Below are 20,860 nucleotides of genomic sequence, written 5' to 3'. Positions count from 1 at the left end.
TGCCGGTGGGGCGAGTTGCGGACATCGCTCGGAGTGCAGAAATGCGACACCGACCGAAGTGCCCGGAGCACCAACCGTGACTACACATCGGACCGGCGGGAGCCGGCCCACAAGGAGAAAAGAACTCAGTGCCAACGATTAACCAGCTGGTCCGTAAGGGCCGCAAGGACAAGGCGTCGATCAAGAAGACCGCCGCCCTCAAGGGGAGCCCGCAGCGACGCGGCGTGTGCACTCGCGTGTACACCACCACCCCGAAGAAGCCGAACTCCGCACTTCGTAAGGTCGCCCGCGTGCGCCTGACGAGTGGCGTCGAGGTCACCGCCTACATCCCGGGTGAGGGCCACAACCTGCAGGAGCACTCGATGGTGCTCGTCCGCGGCGGTCGTGTGAAGGACCTCCCGGGTGTTCGTTACCGCATCATCCGCGGCTCGCTCGACACCCAGGGTGTCAAGGACCGCAAGCAGGCACGCAGCCGCTACGGCGCCAAGAAGGGAAGCTAAGTCATGCCTCGTAAAGGACCCGCTCCCAAGCGCCCGCTGATCAACGACCCGGTGTACGGTTCGCCCCTGGTCACCCAGCTCGTCAACAAGATCCTGCTGGACGGCAAGAAGTCGACCGCCGAGCGCATCGTGTACGAAGCCCTCGAGCAGGCTCGCGAGAAGACCGGCACCGATCCGGTCGTCACCCTCAAGCGTGCGCTCGACAACGTCAAGCCCACCCTCGAGGTCAAGAGCCGCCGCGTCGGTGGCGCCACCTACCAGGTGCCGATCGAGGTCAAGCCCGGTCGCGCCAACACCCTCGCGCTCCGCTGGCTGGTGACGTTCAGCCGTCAGCGCCGTGAGAAGACGATGGTCGAGCGTCTCGCCAACGAGCTCCTCGACGCCTCGAACGGTCTCGGCGCTTCGGTGAAGCGTCGTGAGGACACTCACAAGATGGCCGAAGCCAACCGCGCCTTCGCTCACTACCGTTGGTGACTTTCTAGGACGGCCGGCCCGCCGGAGACTTCACTGTCTCCGGCGGTCGGGCATCCTGGAGACCACTAGCAGTCTTTAGCCCGAACTCTTCCGAAGGAACCACATGGCACAGGAAGTGCTGAACGACCTCAACAAGGTCCGCAACATCGGCATCATGGCGCACATCGACGCCGGTAAGACGACCACCACCGAGCGAATCCTGTTCTACACCGGTGTGAACTACAAGATCGGTGAGACCCACGACGGTGCGTCGACCACCGACTGGATGGAGCAGGAGAAGGAACGCGGCATCACGATCACGTCCGCCGCGGTCACCTGTTTCTGGAACAAGAACCAGATCAACATCATCGACACCCCCGGCCACGTCGACTTCACCGTCGAGGTCGAGCGTTCGCTGCGCGTCCTCGACGGCGCCGTCGCAGTCTTCGACGGCAAGGAAGGCGTCGAGCCGCAGTCGGAGCAGGTCTGGCGTCAGGCCGCCAAGTACGACGTCCCCCGCATCTGCTTCGTCAACAAGATGGACAAGATGGGCGCGGACTTCTACTTCACCGTGCAGACGATCATCGATCGTCTGGGCGCGAAGCCGCTCGTCATCCAGCTCCCGATCGGTGCCGAGGACGACTTCGTGGGCGTCGTCGACCTCATCGAGATGCGCGCACTGGTCTGGCCGGGCGACGCCAAGGGTGACGTGACGATGGGCGCCTCGTACGAGGTGCAGGAGATCCCCGCGGATCTCGCCGACAAGGCGGCCGAGTACCGCGAGAAGCTGCTTGAGACCGTCGCCGAGTCCGACGACGCGCTGATGGAGAAGTTCTTCGGCGGCGAGGAGCTCTCGGTCGAGGAGATCAAGGGCGCCATCCGCAAGATGACCGTCAACTCCGAGCTCTACCCGGTGCTGTGCGGGTCTGCGTTCAAGAACCGCGGTGTGCAGCCGATGCTCGACGCTGTGATCGACTTCCTTCCGACTCCGCTGGACATCGGCGAAGTCCACGGTCACGCCGTCAACAACGAAGAAGAAGAGCTGATCCGCAAGCCCAGCAAGGACGAGCCGTTCTCGGCTCTTGCCTTCAAGATCGCGGCTCACCCGTTCTTCGGCAAGCTCACCTTCGTCCGCGTCTACTCGGGTCAGCTCGAGCCGGGCACCCAGGTGCTCAACGCGACCAAGGGCAAGAAGGAGCGCATCGGCAAGCTCTTCCAGATGCACGCCAACAAGGAGATGCCCGTCGACGACGCGGTGGCCGGCCACATCTACGCGATGATCGGCCTCAAGGACACCACGACCGGCGACACCCTGTGTGATGCGGCGAACCCGATCGTTCTCGAGTCCATGACGTTCCCGGACCCGGTGATCAACGTCTCGATCGAGCCGAAGACCAAGGCCGACCAGGAGAAGCTGGGCACTGCGATCCAGAAGCTCGCTGAAGAGGACCCGACGTTCTCGGTCAAGCTCGACGATGAGACCGGTCAGACCGTCATCGGCGGCATGGGCGAGCTCCACCTCGACATCCTCGTCGATCGCATGAAGCGCGAGTTCAAGGTCGAGGCGAATGTCGGCAAGCCGCAGGTCGCGTACCGCGAGACGATCCGCAAGACCGTCGAGAAGCACGAGTACACCCACAAGAAGCAGACGGGTGGCTCGGGCCAGTTCGCCAAGGTCATCGTCAAGCTTGAGCCGCTGGTCGACGCTGAAGACGGCGCGACCTACGAGTTCAACAACGCTGTCACCGGTGGCCGCGTTCCGCGTGAGTACATCCCTTCGGTGGATGCCGGTGCGCAGGACGCGATGCAGTACGGCGTTCTCGCCGGCTACCCGCTGGTCAACCTGAAGTTCAGTCTCATCGACGGTCAGTACCACGACGTCGACTCGTCTGAGATGGCCTTCAAGATCGCCGGTGCGCAGGCTTTGAAAGAAGCCGCACGCATGGCGCAGCCCGTCATTCTGGAGCCGATCATGGCCGTTGAGGTCACGACTCCGGAGGACTACATGGGCGACGTCATCGGCGACCTGAACTCCCGCCGTGGTCAGATCCAGGCCATGGAGGAGCGCAGCGGTGCTCGAGTCGTCAAGGCTCAGGTTCCGCTGTCGGAGATGTTCGGCTACATCGGAGACCTTCGGTCGAAGACTCAGGGCCGTGCAAACTACTCCATGGTTTTCGACTCGTACGCTGAAGTTCCGGCGAACGTGTCGAAGGAGATCATCGCCAAGGCGACAGGCGAGTAGTCACTCGTCTGCCGTCTAGGCGGAACCACGCCTCGGCGTGAAAGATCTAGAAATCTCCGCCGGCGACGCCCTGTCGTCGCCGGTGGGGGACAAGTAAAGCCTCTCCGCACACTGCGGAGAACCCATACGACTGTCGGGAACCACCCGGCACTCTTACAGTCCAGGAGGACAAAAAGTGGCGAAGGCGAAGTTCGAGCGGACCAAGCCGCACGTGAACATCGGCACCATCGGTCACGTCGACCACGGCAAGACCACCACCACGGCTGCCATCACCAAGGTTCTGGCGGACCAGTACCCGGACCTGAACGAGAGCTTCGCTTTCGATCAGATCGACAAGGCGCCTGAGGAGAAGGCTCGTGGTATCACGATCAACATCTCCCACGTCGAGTACCAGACGGAGAAGCGTCACTACGCTCACGTCGACGCTCCGGGTCACGCCGACTACATCAAGAACATGATCACCGGTGCTGCCCAGATGGACGGCGCGATCCTGGTCGTGGCAGCCACTGACGGCCCGATGCCGCAGACCCGTGAGCACGTCCTCCTGGCCCGCCAGGTCGGCGTTCCCTACATCCTCGTCGCACTCAACAAGGCCGACATGGTCGACGACGAGGAGATCATGGAACTCGTCGAGATGGAGGTCCGCGAACTGCTGGCCGCTCAGGAGTTCGACGAGGACGCACCGGTCGTTCCGATCTCGGCGCTGAAGGCGCTCGAGGGCGACGAGAAGTGGGTCAAGTCGATCCAGGACCTGATGGCTGCTGTCGACGAGTCGGTTCCGGACCCCGTCCGCGAGACCGAGAAGCCCTTCCTCATGCCCGTCGAGGACGTCTTCACGATCACCGGTCGTGGCACCGTCGTCACCGGTCGTGTCGAGCGTGGCGAGATCAACGTCAACGCTGAGGTCGAGATCGTTGGTATCCGCGAGAAGTCGCAGAAGACCACCGTCACCGGCATCGAGATGTTCCACAAGCTCCTCGACTCGGCACAGGCCGGCGACAACGCTGGTCTGCTGCTCCGTGGTCTGAAGCGTGAGGACGTCGAGCGCGGCCAGGTCATCGTTGCCCCCGGCACCACGACCCCGCACACCGAGTTCGAGGGCCAGGCGTACATCCTGTCGAAGGACGAGGGTGGCCGCCACACCCCGTTCTTCAACAACTACCGCCCGCAGTTCTACTTCCGCACCACGGACGTGACCGGCGTCGTGACCCTCCCCGAGGGCACCGAGATGGTCATGCCGGGCGACAACACCGAGATGAGCGTTGTGCTCATCCAGCCGGTCGCCATGGACGAGGGCCTGCGTTTCGCTATCCGCGAGGGTGGCCGCACCGTTGGTGCCGGCCGCGTCACCAAGATCGTCAAGTGATGCGATCCCGCTCGGCCCTGATCGGAAGAGATTCTGACGAGCCGAGCGGGACATCACGGATCGTCAAGTGATTGTCTGATCTTGTTCTGACGTAGCGTCAGCAACACCGAACCCCGCTTCGACTTCGGTCGGGGCGGGGTTTCTGCTGTTCTACACTTTGACGATGTCGCCGTTCCTGAGAGTTTTCCTCAAGTCGTTGGCTTTCATGCTCGTCGCCGGAGCCGTCGGACCTGCGTTTCTGATCATCTACTTCTTGATGGGGGATGAGGGTCCGTCGTGGATGCTGTGGAACGGCATCGGCTGGACGGCCGTCGATGTCATCGCCGCGTACGTGTTTGCGCGTTTCACGGTGGGCAGCGCTGCACGGACCAGCGTCCTGCAGGCGTCGGGAGTCCCGGGCCTGGGGCACATCGTCGGCATGCACGAGACGGGGATGCTGATCAACGATCGACGCGTCGTGAAGTTCACCCTGCGGGTCACCGGACCGCGGGTCTCTGAATTCACCACCGAGGTGTCGGCAGCTCTGCCCGTGATCGCATCGGGCGCCATCGCAAAGGGTGTGCTCGGAGTGTTCGTCGGCGATGACGGCGCGAGCGCGTCGATCGACTGGGACGCGACTGGCCTGTACACGGGAACCATGCCCGCGAAGTTCGAATCGAGCGCAGACGGCCGCACATATGATCTGACCGGCAACGCCGAGGCGCTGGTGCAGATCGTCGATGTCCTCCGACGCAACGGCATCGCGTTGAACTCGATGATCGACGTCCGAAGCAATCCCGCAGTCCGCGACGAAGTGATGGCGATCGTCCACCGGTACGGTGATGCCCCGACTGTCGTGCCGTCGCCGTCGACTCCGCAGGCTGACACCAGGACTCTCACGCAACGCCTAACCGAGCTGGATTCGCTCTTCTCCGGCGGCCGCATCACCCGCGAGGAGTACGAACGACTGCGAGCGAAGGCGATCGACGCGGTCTAGACCGGGACCGACTCCGGTTCGCCGGGCCGCTCGCCGAGTTTCACGACCACAACACCGGCGACGATGAGTGCGCCGCCCGCCAGCTGGATGGCGGCGGGGACCTCGCCGAGGAACATCCAGGCGGCGACGATCGCGGCGAGGACTTCGGCGAGCGCAACGAAGGACGCGAGACGCGGACCCAGGCGCCGGGTGGCGGCGATGCCGGTCGCGTAAGCGAGGGCCGCGGTCACCAGGCCGAGGATCGCCATCGGCACCCACCACGGAGTGGTGTTACCGGCCAGCTGGACGTCGTCGGTGGACATCGACATCGGGAGGACGCCGACTGCGCCGGACAGTCCGAGCATGACGGCAGCCGACAACAGTCCACCCGCAGCCATCGCGATGCCGGGGATCTCCGATGCCGAGTTCCCCGACATCACGAAGTAGCCTGCGGCGCCGACCATCGCCCCGAGCGCCCAGGCGACGCCTGCGGCGTCGAGCGACACGGACCCGAAGATCTGGAGGACGAGCGTCAGCCCAGCCGCGGCGACGACCGCGCCGACGAAAGTGAGCAGGGTCGGGCGTTGTCGATGCCGGATCCACATCCATGCGATCACCACCACCGGGGCCGTGTACTCGATGAGCAGTGCAACGCCGACCTGCAGTGTTTGGACGGCGTAGAAGTAGCAGAGCTGCGGCACCGCGACGGCCAGGATGCCATAGCCGGTGAGGGATCCGATCACCCGGGGCTCGCGCAGGGCGGTCCAACGTCCCCGCATGGCGACGGCAGCGGGGATCATCAGAGCCACTGCGCCGATCGTGATGCGCAAGGTCACCGCGGCGCCTGCGGTCCAGCCGGTGTCGAGCAGGCTGCGCGCCATCGATCCCGAGAGTCCGAACGAACAGGCCGAGACGACGGCGAACGCCAGGCCTGCTGTCAGGCGAGATGCGGAACTGAGCATTGACTCAGTATATGCCGAGATGTCTTGTCGTTCGAACGGGTTCTAGGCTTGAAGAATGCGTGTCGATCATCAGGTGCCGGGTCACGGGCGGCCGCCCTTGGCCGTGACGGTGTCCGGGCCCCTCGATCCGTCGATCCCGGTGGTCATGGTTCACGGCATGGGCGGAGATCGGTCGACATGGCGGCCGCTGGCACGCGAACTGCGTGCTCGCGGCCGGACGGTCGCGAGCTTCGACCTCCGTGGTCACGGGCTGACCGGTCGGAGTGACTCGTATCTGCTCAGCGACTTCCGTGACGACCTCGGTGCGGTGATCGACCACATCGGGGCGCAGCAAGTCGACCTCGTCGGTCACTCGCTCGGAGCGCACACGGCGCTCCGGTACGCGATGGCCGAGCCGGATCGAGTGCGCAGGATGGTGCTCGAGGAGGTCCCACCGATGCCGCGGGACGCCGACGATCTCGCAGAGGCGATCACGCCTACGGCGACCTTCGGGGAACGGATCCGCGGCGTCGGCGCCTTGGTGCGGAATCCGGTGCCCTTCCTGCGATTCGACCGTGCGCTCGGCGGTCCGGTGACCGATGCGTTCGCCGTTGCCGAACCCGACTGGTGGTGCGGGCTGTCGAGGGTGACGGCTCCGACGCTGGTGGTCTCCGGTGGTCAGCGGAGTTTCCTGCCACCGCAGCACCTTCGCGACGTCGCCTACGCACTCCCGGCAGGCGACTTCATGACGATCGACGCCGGACACAGCGTTCATCGAGATCGCCCTCGCGAGTTCGCCTGCGCGGCAGTCGCGCACCTCGACGTCTGACGGTGGCGGTCCGGCTGCCTGGATGCGACGATCGAGTCATGACTGCGCTAATCATCTGCACGTCCAAGTCGAACGGAAGCACCATGCGCGTCGCCGGCGCGATGGCGTCGGTGTTGGACGCGAAGGTCGTGTCGCCTGAGACGGTCACCGACTCCGACATCGAACAGGCCGATTTGGTGGGGTGGGGATCGGGCATCTACTGGATGTCGTTCGCGCCGGAACTGGTCGCCAGGGTCGAAGCGTTACCGGAGCGCGATCGCGGCCGGGCGTTCGTATTCGCGACCAGCGGGATGCCGGAGACTCCGCTGCGGCGTTACACGGCGAACATGCGTGATCTCCTGGCCAGTCGCGGCTTCTCGGTCGCGGACGAGGTGTTCCACTGCCGTGGTCTCGACACGATGGGGCCGTTGGGTTTGATCGGCGGTGTCAACAAGGGGCGTCCGTCGGAAACCGACCTCGCGGCAGCGCGCGAGTATGCGCGGGGACTCCTCTGACGTGCGCCACACTCTCGACACGTCCCCGCTCGGCGTCATCTCACGGCGCTGGCCGATCAACTCGAATGGAGCATCATGAAAGCGCGCATCGAACTGACAAGCGTCTTCGTCGACGATCAGGCGAAGGCCGAGGCCTTCTACACCGACAATTTGGGCTTCGTCGTGAAGAACGATGTCCCGGCGGGCGCGTTCCGATGGCTCACGGTGGTCAGCGGCGACGTCCCCGACGGCCCGGAGCTGCTTCTCGAGCCGAACGAACATCCGGCCGCGCAGGCCTATCAGGCCGCCTTGGTGGCGGACGGTATTCCGTGTGCGTCGTTCAAGGTTGACGACGTTCGGGTGGCCTGTGCCGAGTTGGTGGCTGCAGGCGTCGCGGTAGTGACCGAACCGCTGGAATCGGGACCCGTCACGGTGGCCGTCATCGATGACACGTGCGGCAATCTCATTCAGTTGGTCAGCGACAATTGAGCCCTGAACTGGGGTTTTGATATTCACACCTCCGCCTCAGGTACTGCGGTCAATCCGTCGTATTCAATGACGGCAGACGGATGCCACCCGGCTTCCGACATGGAGAAAGAAGGTGTGTGATGTTTGTTTCGGTGCTGGTCGTGATGGGGATCCTCGCCTTCGCCGCAATCGCCGGCGCCGCGGCGGGACGTGCCGGGCCGCGGCGGTCGTTCGGCCTGGGGGCGCGTCGGACGACGTCCGACTCCGGAAGCGGTTGGGGCTGGGGTGGTGACGGCGGCAGCAGCTGGGGCGGCGACGGCGGAAGCTGCGGCGACTCCGGCGGAGGCGGCGGTGATGGAGGCGGCTGCAGCTGACGGTTCCTGAAGTCGGTCCGCTCATCGATGCTCGTCGGCACTATGCCGTCGGTGCTCGGTGAGCGGCCCGATCTTTGGTCCTAGCCGTTGTGAAGCTTGCGCGGGTCGACGCCGACTCGATCCCAACCCTCATTGGCCCACGACAGGTACAGCCACTTCCGCGGGAGCCGGTTGACCACCGGGTTGATCGCCCGCATGAACCCCGCGAAACGATCGAAGTTGCGCTGCTTCCGCTCGTCCCACGCCAGCTCGCAGACGTCCCGCATCTGCTGGGGGAGTGTTCCGACGATGACTGTCCGAATGAATCCGTTGAGCGGTGCGCTTGCTATCCGCCACACCGGTGCCGGGATCCATTTCGGTCCGGGAACGCCTTTGCGGATGTAGCCCGTCGCGTAGACGATCGTTCGAGTCGGCACGAACTTGTCGAGCATCGAGTTCCAGTAGTCGACGAACTCGTCGTACGTCTGCGGTTGGCTCCGCGAAGACACTCCGTACAGCTGGTACCAGACCTTGCTCTCTTCGAAGATCTGCAGCTTCTCGTCGTACGAGAGTCGCCGGATGAAGGTGTCGGTGATGAAGAGCGCCTGGTCGAGGAACGTCGCGTGTGCCCAGTAGAACAGTTCCGGGTTCAGTGCGTGGTACCGCGAGCCGTCGCTGATCGTGCCTTTGATGTCCCGGTGAAAGTCGCGAACCATCCGGCCCCACTTGTGCGGGTCGTCGGAGTAGATGGTCCGCATGATCGGTGGCCCGCTGCGCTGGGCGCGACCGATGAAATCGTTGAAGATCACTGAGTGGTCCTCAACGCCCTGGGCGAGCTGCTCGATGCAGTTCTCGGTACCGGCGAGTCGCTGGAATCCGAGCACGCCGCGAACGTCGCCGTAGAACTTCCACACCAGTGAGTCTGCGCCGAGTCGGAGCTCGAGCGAGTCGATGTCGACGTCGTCGACCGGCGCGGGCTCGGCTTCGCGGACGTGTGTGTCGAAGTCGGTTGAGGTCATGCCGAGACACTATCCCCAGTTTGAAACAAAATCTAGAGTTCGTTTCAAACGTGCTGAAATGCGCGCTTCGCAGCAGTGGAGGTCTTGATCGATACCCTGGGCCCATGGTGTTCTCGCAGCCCTCAGGGAAGAACAAGGAGTCGTTGTTCGGCTCGTCCGACAAGCGCAACCCGACACCGACGTTCCGGTTGAAGCCGAAGGACACGCCTCCGCCGTCGATGCCGACGGCCGACGACCTGATCGACACCGCGCGTGTGGTCTCCCTGCCGATGCGGACGAAGTTCCGCGGCATCACAGTCCGTGAGGCACTGCTGTTCAAGGGGCCCGCGGGCTGGGGCGAGTTCGCGCCGTTCCCCGAGTACAACGACGCCGAGGCCAGAATGTGGCTCGCGGCGGGAATCGAGGCGGCATTCCTGGGTGCCCCCGAGCCGCTGCGCGACACCGTGGCGGTCAACGCGACCGTGCCCGCAGTCCCCGCCGATGAGGTGGCAGCGATCATCGCGCGCTACCCCGGGGTGACGACGGTGAAGGTGAAGGTCGCCGAGCCTGGTCAGACCCTTGCCGATGACGTCGACCGGGTCGCGGCCGCACGGGAACTCGTCTCCACGGTGCGGATCGACGCGAACGGCGCGTGGACCGTCGAGGAGGCGATCGAGGCCATCGCCGCCATCGGCGACGTCGAGTACGTCGAGCAGCCGTGCAAGACGGTCGAGGAGTTGGCGCAGGTACGGAAGTCGGTCACGGCGTTGATCGCCGCCGACGAGTCGATCCGCCGGTCGACTGATCCGATGCGCGTCGCGAAGGCTGGGGCGGCGGACATCGCGGTCCTCAAGGTCGCGCCCCTTGGTGGGATGCGTTCCCTGATCAAGTTGGCTGCTCGACTGCCGATGGACGTCGTGGTGTCCAGTGCGCTCGACACGGCCGTCGGGATGTCCGCGGGTGTCGCCGCGGCCGCTGCGTTGCCGAACCTGCACCGGGCATGTGGGCTCGGGACCGGTGCGATGTTCACGCGCGACGTTGCAGTTCCGTTCCGGGTGCACGAGGGCGCCGTCGAACTGCGGAGCGTCGCACCCTCGGACGACGCGCCGCTCGCGTCACCCGACCGCAGGCAGTGGTGGGAGGACCGTCTCCGCAGGTGTCACGAACTTCTGGTCAATCCTTGAGTGGCACCCCGGGCGGGCGCACTGAGACGAGTACTAGAAACAATCTCAAGAATCTGTTCCAATGGATGAGAGCGGCGTCACAGGTGACGGCGCCCGTAGGAGGAGATCTCAATGGCGACACCAATTCTCGCGCAGCCCGACGTCGACAGCGGTCTGCGTCCCGTGCCGGTCACCAACCGCAACGGAGTGCTCGAGATCCTGCGGATGCGCCGCGACCCGTTCTCGTTCGCCGACGAGAAGCGACTTCGATTCGGTGAAGTGTCGGGCATGAACGCGCTCGGCATCCGCATGGTCACGTGCAGCGGACCCGAAGCGGCGAACGAGATCCTGATGAACAAGGACCGTGCGTTCGCCAACGCCCCCGCCTGGAGTTACTTCATCGGTCCGTTCTTCAATCGCGGCGTCATGCTCCTCGACTTCGACGAGCACCGGCACCATCGCCACATCCTTCAGCAGGCCTTCACTCCGAAGGTGCTCAAGGGCTACATGGACGAGATGCAGCCGATGATCGCCGAGCGCATGACCCGATTCCCGACGGGCAGGGTGCTGATGCTCAGTGAGTTCAAGCAGCTGACGCTCGACGTCGCGCTGGAGGTGTTCCTCGGTCTCGAACTACCGAAGTCCGAGGCGGACCGTCTCAACAAGGCGTTCATCGAGACCGTGCGAGCCGGTGTCGCCTTCGTTCGCAAACCGGTGCCTGGCGGACGGTGGTGGAAGGGCGTCCGATCCCGCAAGATCCTCGAAGACTTCTTCTACGAGCACATCCCGGCCAAGCGCGCGGAGCAGACGCCTGATCTGTTCTCGGTTCTCTGCCACGCGGAGAGCGACGACGGAGACACGTTCACCGACGAGGACGTCGTCAATCACATGATCTTCGTCCTGATGGCCGCTCACGACACCTCGACGATCACGATGTCGCAGATGGCGTACCACATGGCGAAGCACCCGGAGTGGCAACAGCGCGCGCGGGAGGAGTCCCTCGCGCTCGGCGAGCACCTCACCTACGACGACCTCGCGTCGATGGAGGCGATCGACGTGATCATGAAGGAATCGTTGCGGATGTGTCCGCCCGTTCCGGCGCAGCCGCGGATGGCGATCAAAGACACACAGGTCCAAGGCTTCTTCATCCCGAAGGGGACGATGGTCGTGGTCCCGCAGATGGCCAACCACCGTCGCCGCGACATCTTCTCGCACCCGAACATGTTCGACCCTGAACGCTTCTCGGCCGACCGCGCCGAAGACAAGGCGCATCGCATGGCATGGATGCCGTTCGGTGGGGGCGTTCACAAATGCATCGGCCTGTACTTCGGGCAGATGGAGATCAAGACGATCATGCATCATCTGCTCCGCGGCTACGAGTGGTCCGTTCCGGCCGACTACGTGATGCCGATGGATTACAGCGCGCTGCCGGTTCCGAAGGACAAGCTGCCCGTCACGATGCGGCGTCGTTGATGGCCCAGTCCACACGAAAACCCCGCGTCACAGTGCCGCCGTCCGTGCAGGAGGAGGCGATCCTCGAAGCCGCGGCCGCCGAGTTCACAGACGTCGGCGTCCGCCGCGCCAACATGGACGAGGTCGCGAGGGTCGCCGGTGTCAGCCGGTCGACGCTGTACCGCCGCTTCCCCAATAAGGACAACCTCCTGCTGGCAGTCGCCAACCGCACCTTCGAGAACGGCATGGCGCGGATCGAGGCGAACGTCGCGGGTCTCGGGCCGTCCGACGCCGTCATCGAGGCGTTCGCGACCGGCGCGGACATGGTCGAGAACGACCCGTTGTTGCGGCGCGTCGTCTTCGAGGACGTCGAGATCCGCAGTATCACCGCCACTGTCAGCTCGTTGTTCATCGCGATGATCACCGACCGGGTCGCGACCACTCTGCGCCGGGCCGGGGCGACGATGCCGGACGACGATCTCCGCCAAGCCGTGGAACTGCATGTGCGGCTCGTGACGTCGTTCCTCGAAGTCCCGGTCGACGAACCTGAACGTCGAACACCCGAATACGCGCGGAATGTCGCCGCGAAGTTCCTCGCCCCGATGATCTACTGACCGCCTCCAGAAGGAGCTGCTTCCTCATGTCCCTGCTCAGCCGTCTCCCTCTGAGTCGCTTCTCTCGTCGGGCTCGGGCCGACGACCGTCTCGCGCAGGTGCGCGCCGGAGTCGCCGGAAAGGTCGTCGCGATCACCGGCGGTGCTCGTGGTATCGGATTCGAGATCGCAGGTCAGGTACTCGCTGCGGGCGGACACGTCGCTCTCGGAGACATCGACGTCGACGCCGTCGGGAAGGCTGCGGCCGATCTGGGAGTGGAAGGCATCGCCCTCGACGTCACCGACAGCGCATCGTTCGAATCGTTCCTCGACAGTGTCGAGGAACGTGTCGGGCCGGTGGACGTGCTCATCAACAACGCGGGCATCATGCCTGTCGGCTCATTCCTCGAATACGACGAGGCGTTGATCCGGCGCACCGTCGAGATAGACCTGATCGGCGTCATCCTCGGCACCCGTGCCGCCGGTCGCCGGATGGTGGCACGCGGGCGCGGGCAGGTGCTGAACGTCGCCTCGGTCGCGGGTCGCCTCGCCGCCCCGGGACTGTCGGTCTACAACGGCGCGAAGTCGGGCGTCATCGAGTTCTCCGAGACCGCGGATGCGGAACTGATGGGTCGAGGTGTCCGGGTGTCGACGGTGCTTCCGTCGTTCACCAACACCGGGCTCATCGACGGGTTGCAGACGAACGCGATGGTCAGGTCGGTGGACACCGATGTCGTCGCCAGAGAGGTCCTCGCCTCGATCGCGTCGCCGCGTGTGCGTGTGACGGCTCCCCGCTCACTCGGCTGGGTGGACGCGAACCCGGCCTTGCCCATCGGGTTCAAGCGGCGCATGAGCCGCCTGACGAAGACCGACACCATGTTCCTGCACGCGGATCAATCGGCACGAGCCGAGTACAGCGCGCGCATCGGGCAGGGCTCGTCCGACGCCGTGTGAGCGTTCCGGAGTCTGTGACGTGCGGTGGGGGCGGGACGGTGTCATAGGGTGACTAGCGTGCCCGACGACGCCCGACCAATCGCCCGACTCCGTGCCGCGCGGCGTGCGGTCCGCGAGGCCCACGACGAGTTGATCGACGTCGAGGCGACAGCCGGTCGTCGTATCGGGCTCGGACGCAGCCAGGTGGCCGCGGTTGTGGTGATCACCGTTGTCGTCGTGGCTCTCGTCGGCGTCGCGTCGTGGCGGTTTGCGACCGCGCCGGAGCACTTCTCGGACGATGAGTTCGTTGCCGCGACCACGCAGAGGGTGTCCCTGCTGCTGGAGGCGGACAGTTCCGATCCCGCGCGGGCCAGGCGAATCCTGTCGGGCGCGACCGGCGAGTTCCACGACTCGTTCGCCCAGTCGGCCGACGCGTACAGCCAGTACATCGAGTCCGCGCGAACCCGGGGTTCCGGGGCGGTCGACGGTGTCGCGCTCGCTCGACGCGACGGTGAGTCGGCGTTGATGCTCGTCGCAGCCAGCGTCCGCATCACGACAGCAGACGGGACCGACGACGCGGCGTCCGCGTTCCGGATGCGTGTGCAGATGACGCCAGAGGAGGGCGAGTTGAAGATCGCCGGAATCGAGGTGCTGTCGTGAACCTTGTCGCTCGCCTCGAAGCACCGGTCACGCGTCGGACCTCGATGGCGCTCATCGCGTCTGTCGTTGTGCTCGTCGGCGTGTTCGTCTGGTGCATCGCCGCGCTCGGGTCCCGGTCGGCAGAGGTCTCAGCGACCGAGGCGCGCGACGAGCTCGCTGAGCAGGCGCCGGTCGCGGTCGCGGCCGTGTTCACCGTTCACCGAGCGACGTGGCAGCACGACAGGGAGGCCGCGAGGGCGGTGCTTGCCGAACCGCTGGCGGCAACGCTGCGACCGGCGCTCGCCGACGGCCCACCGCGCGGAGTCGAGCGCGTCGAGTGGGCGCCTGAGACCATCGCCGTCGTCGACGTCGACGGGGACATCGGGTCGGCCATGCTCACGGTCCGAGTGACAGTCACGCCTACGTCCGGTGCCGCGACCTCGACGAAGAAGTCGGTGCATGCCGACTTCGTTCGCGGCGGCGACCACTGGCGACTGTCCGGATTGGACGACCTCGCATGAGTGCACTCGAACCACAACGTGTCCGCGCGGCGCGTGAATCCCTCGATACCGCGATCCGACAGGAGCGTCTCGCGCGCATCGCGGCGGCGCCGGCCCTGCGGAATCGGGCGCGACGCCGACGCGCAGCGCTGCGGATCGGGATGGCCACCGCGCTGATCGTGACTCTTGTCGCCGCAGGCATCGCACTGTGGGCGACGCTGTCGGCATCGTCGCTCCGCGACACCTCGGAGGCCACCGACGATGCGGTCGCCGCAGCGTCTGGGGCCGTCGTCACGATGTTGACTCCGGACCCGGCGAACGCGGAGGGCTACCTCGCCGCGATCACCGACGTCAGCACGGGCCCGCAGCGAACTCGCTTCGACCAGAACCACGGCGCGATCGCCGAGTACGTCCGCGCGCTGACGGTCCGTCCGGAGGGGCGAATCGTGTCGGCAGGTGCGGCCAGACGCGACGGTGCCGACGTCGACGTGCTCCTCGTCGCACAGGCGACCGACCCGACACTCGTCGGCGGTCGGCAAGGGCAGCAGCGGGTTGCCCTTCGTGTTTCCATGGCCAGAATCGACGGCGACTGGCGCGTCGCGGACACGGAGCGATTGTGACTCGATGGACTGAACTGGCGACGTCGGACCGTCGACGTCTCTCCGCATGGCTCGCCGTCGTATCCGCAGGTCTGGTGGTGGCGATCGTCGTCGGAGTGCTGAGTGTGCCGGCGAATCGGGTGCCTGACGATCCCGATCGAAGTGTGTCCTCGGCGGCCGCGTCGGCGGTGACGGAGTTGATGACATTCGCGCCGACGGACGCTTCGGGGCGGCGGGACGACGTCGAATCAAGGCTCACCGGTGTCCTGGCCGCCGACTATGCGCTGAGAGGCCCTGACGTCGTGTTCCCGTCGGCTGCCGAGTCCAGGGTGACGATGACCGTCGACGTGACCGACGCGGCGACGGTCACACAGACCGATCGGACGGCGCGGGTGCTCGTGTTCGCCGATCAGACGATCGTCGTCGGAAAACGCGAGGACATCCCGTCGAAGGCGGGTGTATCGCGTTGGGCGTGGATGACGCGTGTGGGTGACCAGTGGCTTCTGGCTAAACTAGAACCTGTTACACCCCAATGATCGTCCTGGGCTGCGCACAAGTATGAAGGTGAATCCATGAACGAACCGATCGTTATCGTCGGTGCAGGCCTCGGCGGCGTCCGGCTCGCCGAGAATCTCCGCAACGGCGGCTACGACGGCGACGTTGTGCTCCTGGGGCAGGAGTCGCACCCGCCGTACGATCGCCCGCCGCTGTCGAAGACGGTCGTCACCGGCGACGACGAACGTGTTGACCTCAAGCCCGCCGATTTCTACGCCGACAAGAACATCGACCTGCGCACCGGAACCCGCGTCGTCGCGGTTGATCCCGAAGCGCACACCGTGACAGTCGTCCGTGACGGCGAGACGAGTGCGGTCTCGTACGGAACCCTCGTGCTGGCGACCGGACTCGTCGCCCGACGGTTCCCCGGCGTCGACGACGCTGTCCGCGGCGTTCACGTGATCCGGACGATCGAGGACGCTCTGGCGCTGCGTGCCGACGCAGCGTCGGCCACCCGGGCCGCGGTGATCGGTGCCGGCTTCATCGGCTGCGAGGTCGCTGCGAGCCTTCGGAAGCTGGAGCTTCCCGTGACGCTCATCGAACCCGCGCCGACGCCCCTCGCCGTCGCTGTCGGCGCGACGATCGGTGAGATGATCACCAGACTGCACCGGGAGGCGGACGTCGACCTTCGCGTCGGAACAGGAGTGGACAGCCTGACCGTCGCGCACGGCGCGGTGTCCGGAGTGCTGCTGTCCGACGGGACGACGGTCGACGCCGACCTGGTAGTTGTCGGAATCGGCGGCTACCCTGACCTCGACTACCTCGACGGATCCGGCCTCGAACTCGCGCCACGCGAGGCAGGCGGCGGCATCGCCTGTGATGGCGTCGGCCGCGCAGCCGACGACGTCTACGCGCTCGGGGATGCGGCGAACTGGACGGACGCGCGTGGTGACCACAAGCGCGTCGAGCATTGGAACCACGTCGTCGATCAGGCGGCGATCGTCGCGTCCGCGCTCCTCGGCCACCCGATCACTCATCAGGCTGTGCCGTACTTCTGGAGTGACCAGTACGGACTCAAGATCCAGATGCTCGGAGCGCCACAGAACGACGACGACGTGCACGTGGTCGACGACGACGGCCGTCGCTTCCTCGCGTACTACAGCCGCGACGGGATTCTCACGGGGGTCGTCGGAGCGGGACGCGTCGGCAAGCTGATGAAGACACGTCCGCATCTGCTGACTCCCACACCCGTCGCTGCACTGCTCGGCGAATGACGCCGGGTCCGGACTCGTCCGCTGCCGAGATCGTCTCGGCCGTCACTGCGATGGGTGACGCCGACAAGGCCGCATCGGCGCGGCGGTTCTTCAAGACGGGCGCGGGCGAGTACGGGGAGGGCGACGAGTTCGTCGGTGTCCGCGTCCCCGACCTGCGAAGAATGTCCCGGACTCTGCGGGGCCTGCCTGCTTCGGTGATCGTCGACCTGCTCGCCTCCGGCGTCCACGAGGTCCGCCATCTCGCGCTTTTCACCATGACGCATAACTTCGCCGCTCGCGGCTCGGATCGAGCCGCGTGGGTTCAGACGTATCGCGACGCGGTGCGGGCCGGCCGGATCAACAACTGGGACCTCGTCGACTGCTCCGCCGCCGACATCCTGGGTGCGTGGCTTGTCGCGGAAGCCGATCATGCGGAACTGCTCGAGTGGGCGGCGTCCGACGACTTGTGGCAACGCCGCGTCGGGATCATCGGGACCTATGCGTTCATCCGCGCTCGACAGCCGGACGCGTTGTTGGACGTCGCGCCGCTTGTCGTCGGCGACCGACGCGATCTCATTCAGAAGGCGTTCGGGTGGATGCTCCGAGAGACCGGCGAACGGATCGACGTCGAGATCCTCACGCGGTACCTCGACGTGCATGCACACGAGATGGGACGGACCGCGCTTTCGTACGCGGTGGAGAAGTTCTCGGCCGAAGACCGAGCTCACTACCGCTCGCTCAGGTGATGCTGTGAAATGTGCACCTGAGCCGGTGGACGCGGCTCGGTGCACATTTCACGAGAGCCGCGGGATGCGCAGGTCAGTCGATGGGGGCGACCTCGACCGAGCGAGTCGGCGCACCACGGCGAACGAGTAGCGCGAGAACGATCAGCGGGATCTGCAGGGGGAGCCGGGCCCACGCGATCGACTTCATGAGGGCACTCTTGTCCACCCAGAGTCGGATCATGTTGACGTTCGCCGGGAACACCGCGATGAACAATGCCGCCGCGAGGCCTGCCGCGGTGCGGCGGGTACGCGGAATCAGGACTGCCGCGCCCAGGCCGACCTCGGCGACACCGGACGCGTACGTCCACATCCGCTTGTCGCCGGGCACCTCATCGGGAACGATCTCGTCGAACGGCTTCGGCGCCAGGAAATGAAGTACTCCGGGCACGAGCAGGATCGCCGACAGGACACGCGTGAGCCGTTCATGGATCATGGCCCGAGTCTATGCCCCGTGCATCCCTAGAATTCGACGCGGAGCCGGTCGGAGGTCGGCTTCGCCTGGCAGCCCAGTATGTAGCCGTCTGCTATGTCATCGGGATCGAGGGCGCCCGACACCTCCATCTCGACGGTGCCTTCGGTCAGGGTGCAGGCGCAGGAACCGCACTCGCCCTCCTGGCAGGAGTACGGCGCGTCGAGCCCGGCCGCGAGCATGACGTCGACGAGTGTGCGCGAGCGCGGCCATGCGAGTTCGTGGGTCTCGCCGTCGAGTTCCACCTCGACCTGTGCGGCGTCCGCGGCCTCCTCTGCGCTGACCTCAGCGTGCTCGACCTCGACGAACGGGTCGCCCGACAGGGAGTTGTACACCTCGGAGTGGACGTTGTGGTGGTCGAACTTCGCCTTCGCGAGGCCACGATGGACTGCGTCCATGAACGGTGCCGGGCCGCACATGTACGCGGAGTGGGTGTGCGCCATCGGTGCGAACAGCGTCGCGAGCTTCTTCTCCGAGGGAAGCCCCTGGACGGTCTCGAGCCAGTGGATCACGGTGAGGCGGCCCGGATGCTTGTCCTGCAGTTCGCGGAGTTCGGCGGCGAAGATGACGTCGTTCTCGCTGCGGTTGGCGTAGAAGAACGTGATCGGACCGGTGCCGGTGGCGAGGGCGGTCTTGAGGATCGACATCACCGGCGTGACGCCCGATCCCGCTGCGAGCAGCAGCATCGGCGCGTGGATGTTGGACGGCGTGAAGACGCCCGACGGCGGAAGCGCCTCGATCTGGACACCTGCCGCGAGGTTGTCGCAGATCCAGTTCGACCCGTACCCGTCGACGGTGCGCTTGACGGTCACCTTCGGCAGCTTGTCGTGCTTCGGCGCCGATGACAGTGAGTAACAACGCGCAACCGATCCGGTCTGATCGGACGGAACTCGGAGGGTGAGGAACTGGCCGGGCAGGTAGTCGGCGAACTTCTCGGCATGCACGTCCGGGATGTCGAAGACGATGCTGCGCGCGTCGGCGGTCTCGTCGATCACCTCGGCGACGGTGAGGATCGCGCTGCGCGTGCTATGCGGGGTCAGATCGGTCATGGTGCGCTCTCTGTGCGGCGACGTCCGACCGGCAGTCGGAACTAGAACGTGTTCTACAAAAGAATATCAGCGGTTGAAAGTGTGTCATAGCCGTTGTTCCGGCCTGTGGGAGTGATCTGATCCATCGCCCGAGGCGAATCCTACGAATGGAGTGGCTTGGCTGATCTGGTCGACGTTGTCAGTGAACCGACTCCGTCGACGAGTGTGCGACCGCCCATCTGAAGGAGTTCGGTGAGGTCGGACGCCGGGTCGATCAACCACTGATCGTAGGCGGCGAGCGCTGTCCCGAGGGTCATCCAGGCGATGGTCTGGGGGACGTGTCCGTCGGCGTCCACGCCCAGGCGGGCCGCGCAGTGTTCGGCGATCACCTGTCGCCAGTCGGCGTACATGATCATCGAGTGCGCCTGGAGAGCTGGGACGCCGAGCAGCAGTGCCATCCGGCTGCGGTGCTGCTCGAGTAGGTCGTGCGGCACTTCGTTGAACTGAACGAGGGCGTTGATGAGGCTCTCGCCGAGCGGGGTGTCGGCGGGGGTCGCCGCGAGGAGCGCGCGTAGGCCTTGGAGGTGTTCGTCGAACTCTCCCCAGGCCAGGGAGTTCTTCGACGGGTAGTAGCGGAACAGCGTGCGGCGTGCGATGCCGGCGGCCGACGCGATGTCGTCGACGCTGGTCTCGTCGAATCCGCGAGTTGTGAACAGTTCGATCGCGACGGCGCTCAGGCGTCCACGGGTGGTCGCCGCAGGGCGCCCGCCGAGTGGACCTGGACGTCCTGTCGTCATTCTTGGCCTTTCTTCGGCGGTGTCGTCGCTGGTCACGATGGTACGCCGAAGAAATTCTCGGCAATCACTAGCAATTCTGCACTGGGTGCCATTACGGTGTGAAGCGAACCACACAGAACTACTTCAGGAGGTTGGTTCACATGGCCGAACAGGCAGCCCAGACTCACGACGAGCTCGTCGCCGAGTCGCTGGTGGAAGAAGTGTCCATCGACGGGATGTGCGGCGTCTACTGATGACAACCGCAACGACCACTGTTCCCGGCGGCACCGCTGCCGCCGGGAGCGGTCCCGCCTTCGACACCGCCGCAGCCTGGACGCTCAACCCCAAGGTCGCACTGCGACCCGAACCGTTCGGCGCCCTGCTGTATCACTTCGGAACGCGCAAGCTGTCGTTCCTCAAGAACCTGACCGTCGTCGATCTGGTCCGAAGCCTCGCCGAGCATCCGAGCGCCGATGCGGCGCTGCAGTCCGCAGGCATCACCGACGCCGACCGTCCGCTCTACCTTCAGGCACTCTCCGCGCTCGCCGAGTCGGGAATGATCATCGAAGGCGACACCTCAGGAGTGAACCCGTGACCA

26 protein-coding genes are annotated in these 20,860 nt (G+C 65.5%); 21 read left to right on the top strand and 5 right to left on the bottom strand.

The features are described from left to right. Positions 1-128: 128 nt before the first annotated feature. The 5 genes from rpsL to JVX90_RS14545 all read left to right on the top strand — a co-directional run bounded on the left by rpsL (position 129) and on the right by JVX90_RS14545 (position 5,537). Positions 129-500, top strand: a complete 372-nt coding sequence (gene rpsL / locus JVX90_RS14565; RefSeq protein WP_008376090.1) for a 30S ribosomal protein S12 — start codon at positions 129-131, stop codon at positions 498-500. A 3-nt stretch (positions 501-503) separates the two neighbouring features. Next, positions 504-974 carry a 30S ribosomal protein S7 gene (rpsG, locus tag JVX90_RS14560; RefSeq protein WP_008376088.1) on the top strand — a complete coding sequence of 157 codons (471 nt, stop codon included), beginning with the start codon at positions 504-506 and terminating at the stop codon, positions 972-974. Between the two features lie 103 nt (positions 975-1,077). After that, positions 1,078-3,195 (top strand): elongation factor G, encoded by a 2,118-nt coding sequence (gene fusA, locus JVX90_RS14555; protein WP_205329430.1) that lies wholly within the window; start codon positions 1,078-1,080, stop codon positions 3,193-3,195. Positions 3,196-3,370: 175 nt separating this feature from the next. Then, positions 3,371-4,561 carry an elongation factor Tu gene (gene tuf, locus JVX90_RS14550; protein WP_205329429.1) on the top strand — a complete coding sequence of 397 codons (1,191 nt, stop codon included), beginning with the start codon at positions 3,371-3,373 and terminating at the stop codon, positions 4,559-4,561. 163 nt (positions 4,562-4,724) lie between these two features. After that, a complete protein-coding gene (locus tag JVX90_RS14545) occupies positions 4,725-5,537 on the top strand; it encodes an SHOCT domain-containing protein (RefSeq protein WP_205329428.1) in 813 nt (270 codons plus the stop codon). On the opposite strand, the gene JVX90_RS14540 is transcribed toward JVX90_RS14545, so the two are convergent. Continuing rightward, complete coding sequence (locus tag JVX90_RS14540) at positions 5,534-6,478, bottom strand: EamA family transporter (RefSeq protein ID WP_205329427.1); 945 nt, start codon at positions 6,476-6,478, stop codon at positions 5,534-5,536. The two genes, JVX90_RS14545 and JVX90_RS14540, sit on opposite strands and share 4 nt — an antisense overlap. 55 nt (positions 6,479-6,533) lie before the next feature. On the opposite strand from JVX90_RS14540, the gene JVX90_RS14535 reads away from it, so the two are divergent. From JVX90_RS14535 to JVX90_RS14520, 4 genes are all read left to right on the top strand, one after another. Next, on the top strand, positions 6,534-7,286 hold the full coding sequence (locus tag JVX90_RS14535) for an alpha/beta hydrolase (protein ID WP_205329426.1): 753 nt from the start codon (positions 6,534-6,536) through the stop codon (positions 7,284-7,286). Positions 7,287-7,324: 38 nt separating this feature from the next. Further along, positions 7,325-7,780, top strand: a complete 456-nt coding sequence (locus JVX90_RS14530; RefSeq protein WP_240193913.1) for a flavodoxin domain-containing protein — start codon at positions 7,325-7,327, stop codon at positions 7,778-7,780. A 75-nt stretch (positions 7,781-7,855) separates the two neighbouring features. Beyond that, positions 7,856-8,248, top strand: coding sequence for a VOC family protein (locus JVX90_RS14525; protein WP_205329425.1), 393 nt, complete (start codon positions 7,856-7,858; stop codon positions 8,246-8,248). A 119-nt stretch (positions 8,249-8,367) separates the two neighbouring features. After that, complete coding sequence (locus tag JVX90_RS14520; RefSeq protein ID WP_205329424.1) at positions 8,368-8,601, top strand: hypothetical protein; 234 nt, start codon at positions 8,368-8,370, stop codon at positions 8,599-8,601. An 80-nt stretch (positions 8,602-8,681) separates the two neighbouring features. On the opposite strand, the gene JVX90_RS14515 is transcribed toward JVX90_RS14520, so the two are convergent. Continuing rightward, positions 8,682-9,599 (bottom strand): oxygenase MpaB family protein, encoded by a 918-nt coding sequence (locus JVX90_RS14515; protein WP_205329423.1) that lies wholly within the window; start codon positions 9,597-9,599, stop codon positions 8,682-8,684. A 104-nt stretch (positions 9,600-9,703) separates the two neighbouring features. On the opposite strand from JVX90_RS14515, the gene JVX90_RS14510 reads away from it, so the two are divergent. The 10 genes from JVX90_RS14510 to JVX90_RS14465 all read left to right on the top strand — a co-directional run bounded on the left by JVX90_RS14510 (position 9,704) and on the right by JVX90_RS14465 (position 17,950). Further along, the gene (locus JVX90_RS14510) at positions 9,704-10,762 is read left to right on the top strand and encodes an o-succinylbenzoate synthase (RefSeq protein ID WP_240193912.1); all 1,059 of its coding nucleotides are present in this window, start codon (positions 9,704-9,706) and stop codon (positions 10,760-10,762) included. A gap of 111 nt (positions 10,763-10,873) precedes the next feature. Further along, positions 10,874-12,214, top strand: coding sequence for a cytochrome P450 (locus JVX90_RS14505; protein WP_205329422.1), 1,341 nt, complete (start codon positions 10,874-10,876; stop codon positions 12,212-12,214). Next, positions 12,214-12,807, top strand: a complete 594-nt coding sequence (locus tag JVX90_RS14500; RefSeq protein ID WP_205329421.1) for a TetR/AcrR family transcriptional regulator — start codon at positions 12,214-12,216, stop codon at positions 12,805-12,807. Before JVX90_RS14505 ends, JVX90_RS14500 begins: the two co-directional genes overlap by 1 nt. A gap of 26 nt (positions 12,808-12,833) precedes the next feature. Next, the gene (locus JVX90_RS14495) at positions 12,834-13,739 is read left to right on the top strand and encodes an SDR family NAD(P)-dependent oxidoreductase (RefSeq protein ID WP_205329420.1); all 906 of its coding nucleotides are present in this window, start codon (positions 12,834-12,836) and stop codon (positions 13,737-13,739) included. A 57-nt stretch (positions 13,740-13,796) separates the two neighbouring features. Further along, positions 13,797-14,378 (top strand): hypothetical protein, encoded by a 582-nt coding sequence (locus JVX90_RS14490; RefSeq protein ID WP_205329419.1) that lies wholly within the window; start codon positions 13,797-13,799, stop codon positions 14,376-14,378. Beyond that, entirely contained in the window at positions 14,375-14,878 is a 504-nt protein-coding gene (locus JVX90_RS14485) for a hypothetical protein (RefSeq protein ID WP_205329418.1), read from the top strand. Before JVX90_RS14490 ends, JVX90_RS14485 begins: the two co-directional genes overlap by 4 nt. After that, complete coding sequence (locus tag JVX90_RS14480) at positions 14,875-15,477, top strand: hypothetical protein (RefSeq protein ID WP_205329417.1); 603 nt, start codon at positions 14,875-14,877, stop codon at positions 15,475-15,477. The genes JVX90_RS14485 and JVX90_RS14480 overlap by 4 nt, the downstream gene beginning before the upstream one ends. Then, the gene (locus JVX90_RS14475; protein ID WP_205329416.1) at positions 15,474-15,992 is read left to right on the top strand and encodes a hypothetical protein; all 519 of its coding nucleotides are present in this window, start codon (positions 15,474-15,476) and stop codon (positions 15,990-15,992) included. The genes JVX90_RS14480 and JVX90_RS14475 overlap by 4 nt, the downstream gene beginning before the upstream one ends. 36 nt (positions 15,993-16,028) lie before the next feature. After that, positions 16,029-17,225, top strand: coding sequence for an FAD-dependent oxidoreductase (locus JVX90_RS14470; RefSeq protein ID WP_205329415.1), 1,197 nt, complete (start codon positions 16,029-16,031; stop codon positions 17,223-17,225). Then, the gene (locus tag JVX90_RS14465; RefSeq protein WP_205329414.1) at positions 17,222-17,950 is read left to right on the top strand and encodes a DNA alkylation repair protein; all 729 of its coding nucleotides are present in this window, start codon (positions 17,222-17,224) and stop codon (positions 17,948-17,950) included. The genes JVX90_RS14470 and JVX90_RS14465 overlap by 4 nt, the downstream gene beginning before the upstream one ends. A gap of 73 nt (positions 17,951-18,023) precedes the next feature. Here JVX90_RS14465 and JVX90_RS14460 read toward each other — a convergent pair whose 3' ends face one another. The 3 genes from JVX90_RS14460 to mftR all read right to left on the bottom strand — a co-directional run bounded on the left by JVX90_RS14460 (position 18,024) and on the right by mftR (position 20,283). Continuing rightward, positions 18,024-18,422 carry a hypothetical protein gene (locus JVX90_RS14460; protein ID WP_205329413.1) on the bottom strand — a complete coding sequence of 133 codons (399 nt, stop codon included), beginning with the start codon at positions 18,420-18,422 and terminating at the stop codon, positions 18,024-18,026. 26 nt (positions 18,423-18,448) lie between these two features. Further along, positions 18,449-19,507: a ferredoxin--NADP reductase gene (locus JVX90_RS14455; RefSeq protein WP_205329412.1), complete on the bottom strand. Its 1,059-nt coding sequence runs from the start codon at positions 19,505-19,507 to the stop codon at positions 18,449-18,451. A gap of 140 nt (positions 19,508-19,647) precedes the next feature. Next, on the bottom strand, positions 19,648-20,283 hold the full coding sequence (mftR, locus tag JVX90_RS14450) for a mycofactocin system transcriptional regulator (protein WP_205329411.1): 636 nt from the start codon (positions 20,281-20,283) through the stop codon (positions 19,648-19,650). A 140-nt stretch (positions 20,284-20,423) separates the two neighbouring features. Between mftR and mftA the strand changes: the two genes are divergently transcribed. Next, positions 20,424-20,516, top strand: a complete 93-nt coding sequence (gene mftA, locus JVX90_RS14445; protein WP_132992091.1) for a mycofactocin precursor MftA — start codon at positions 20,424-20,426, stop codon at positions 20,514-20,516. Next, a complete protein-coding gene (gene mftB, locus JVX90_RS14440; protein ID WP_205329410.1) occupies positions 20,516-20,857 on the top strand; it encodes a mycofactocin biosynthesis chaperone MftB in 342 nt (113 codons plus the stop codon). The genes mftA and mftB overlap by 1 nt, the downstream gene beginning before the upstream one ends. Positions 20,858-20,860: the final 3 nt, after the last annotated feature.

The organism is Gordonia sp. PDNC005 (assembly GCF_016919385.1).
Taxonomy (GTDB): domain Bacteria; phylum Actinomycetota; class Actinomycetes; order Mycobacteriales; family Mycobacteriaceae; genus Gordonia.
Note: the sequence above shows the minus strand (reverse complement) of the source record. Positions and strands in the feature narration are given on the sequence as shown.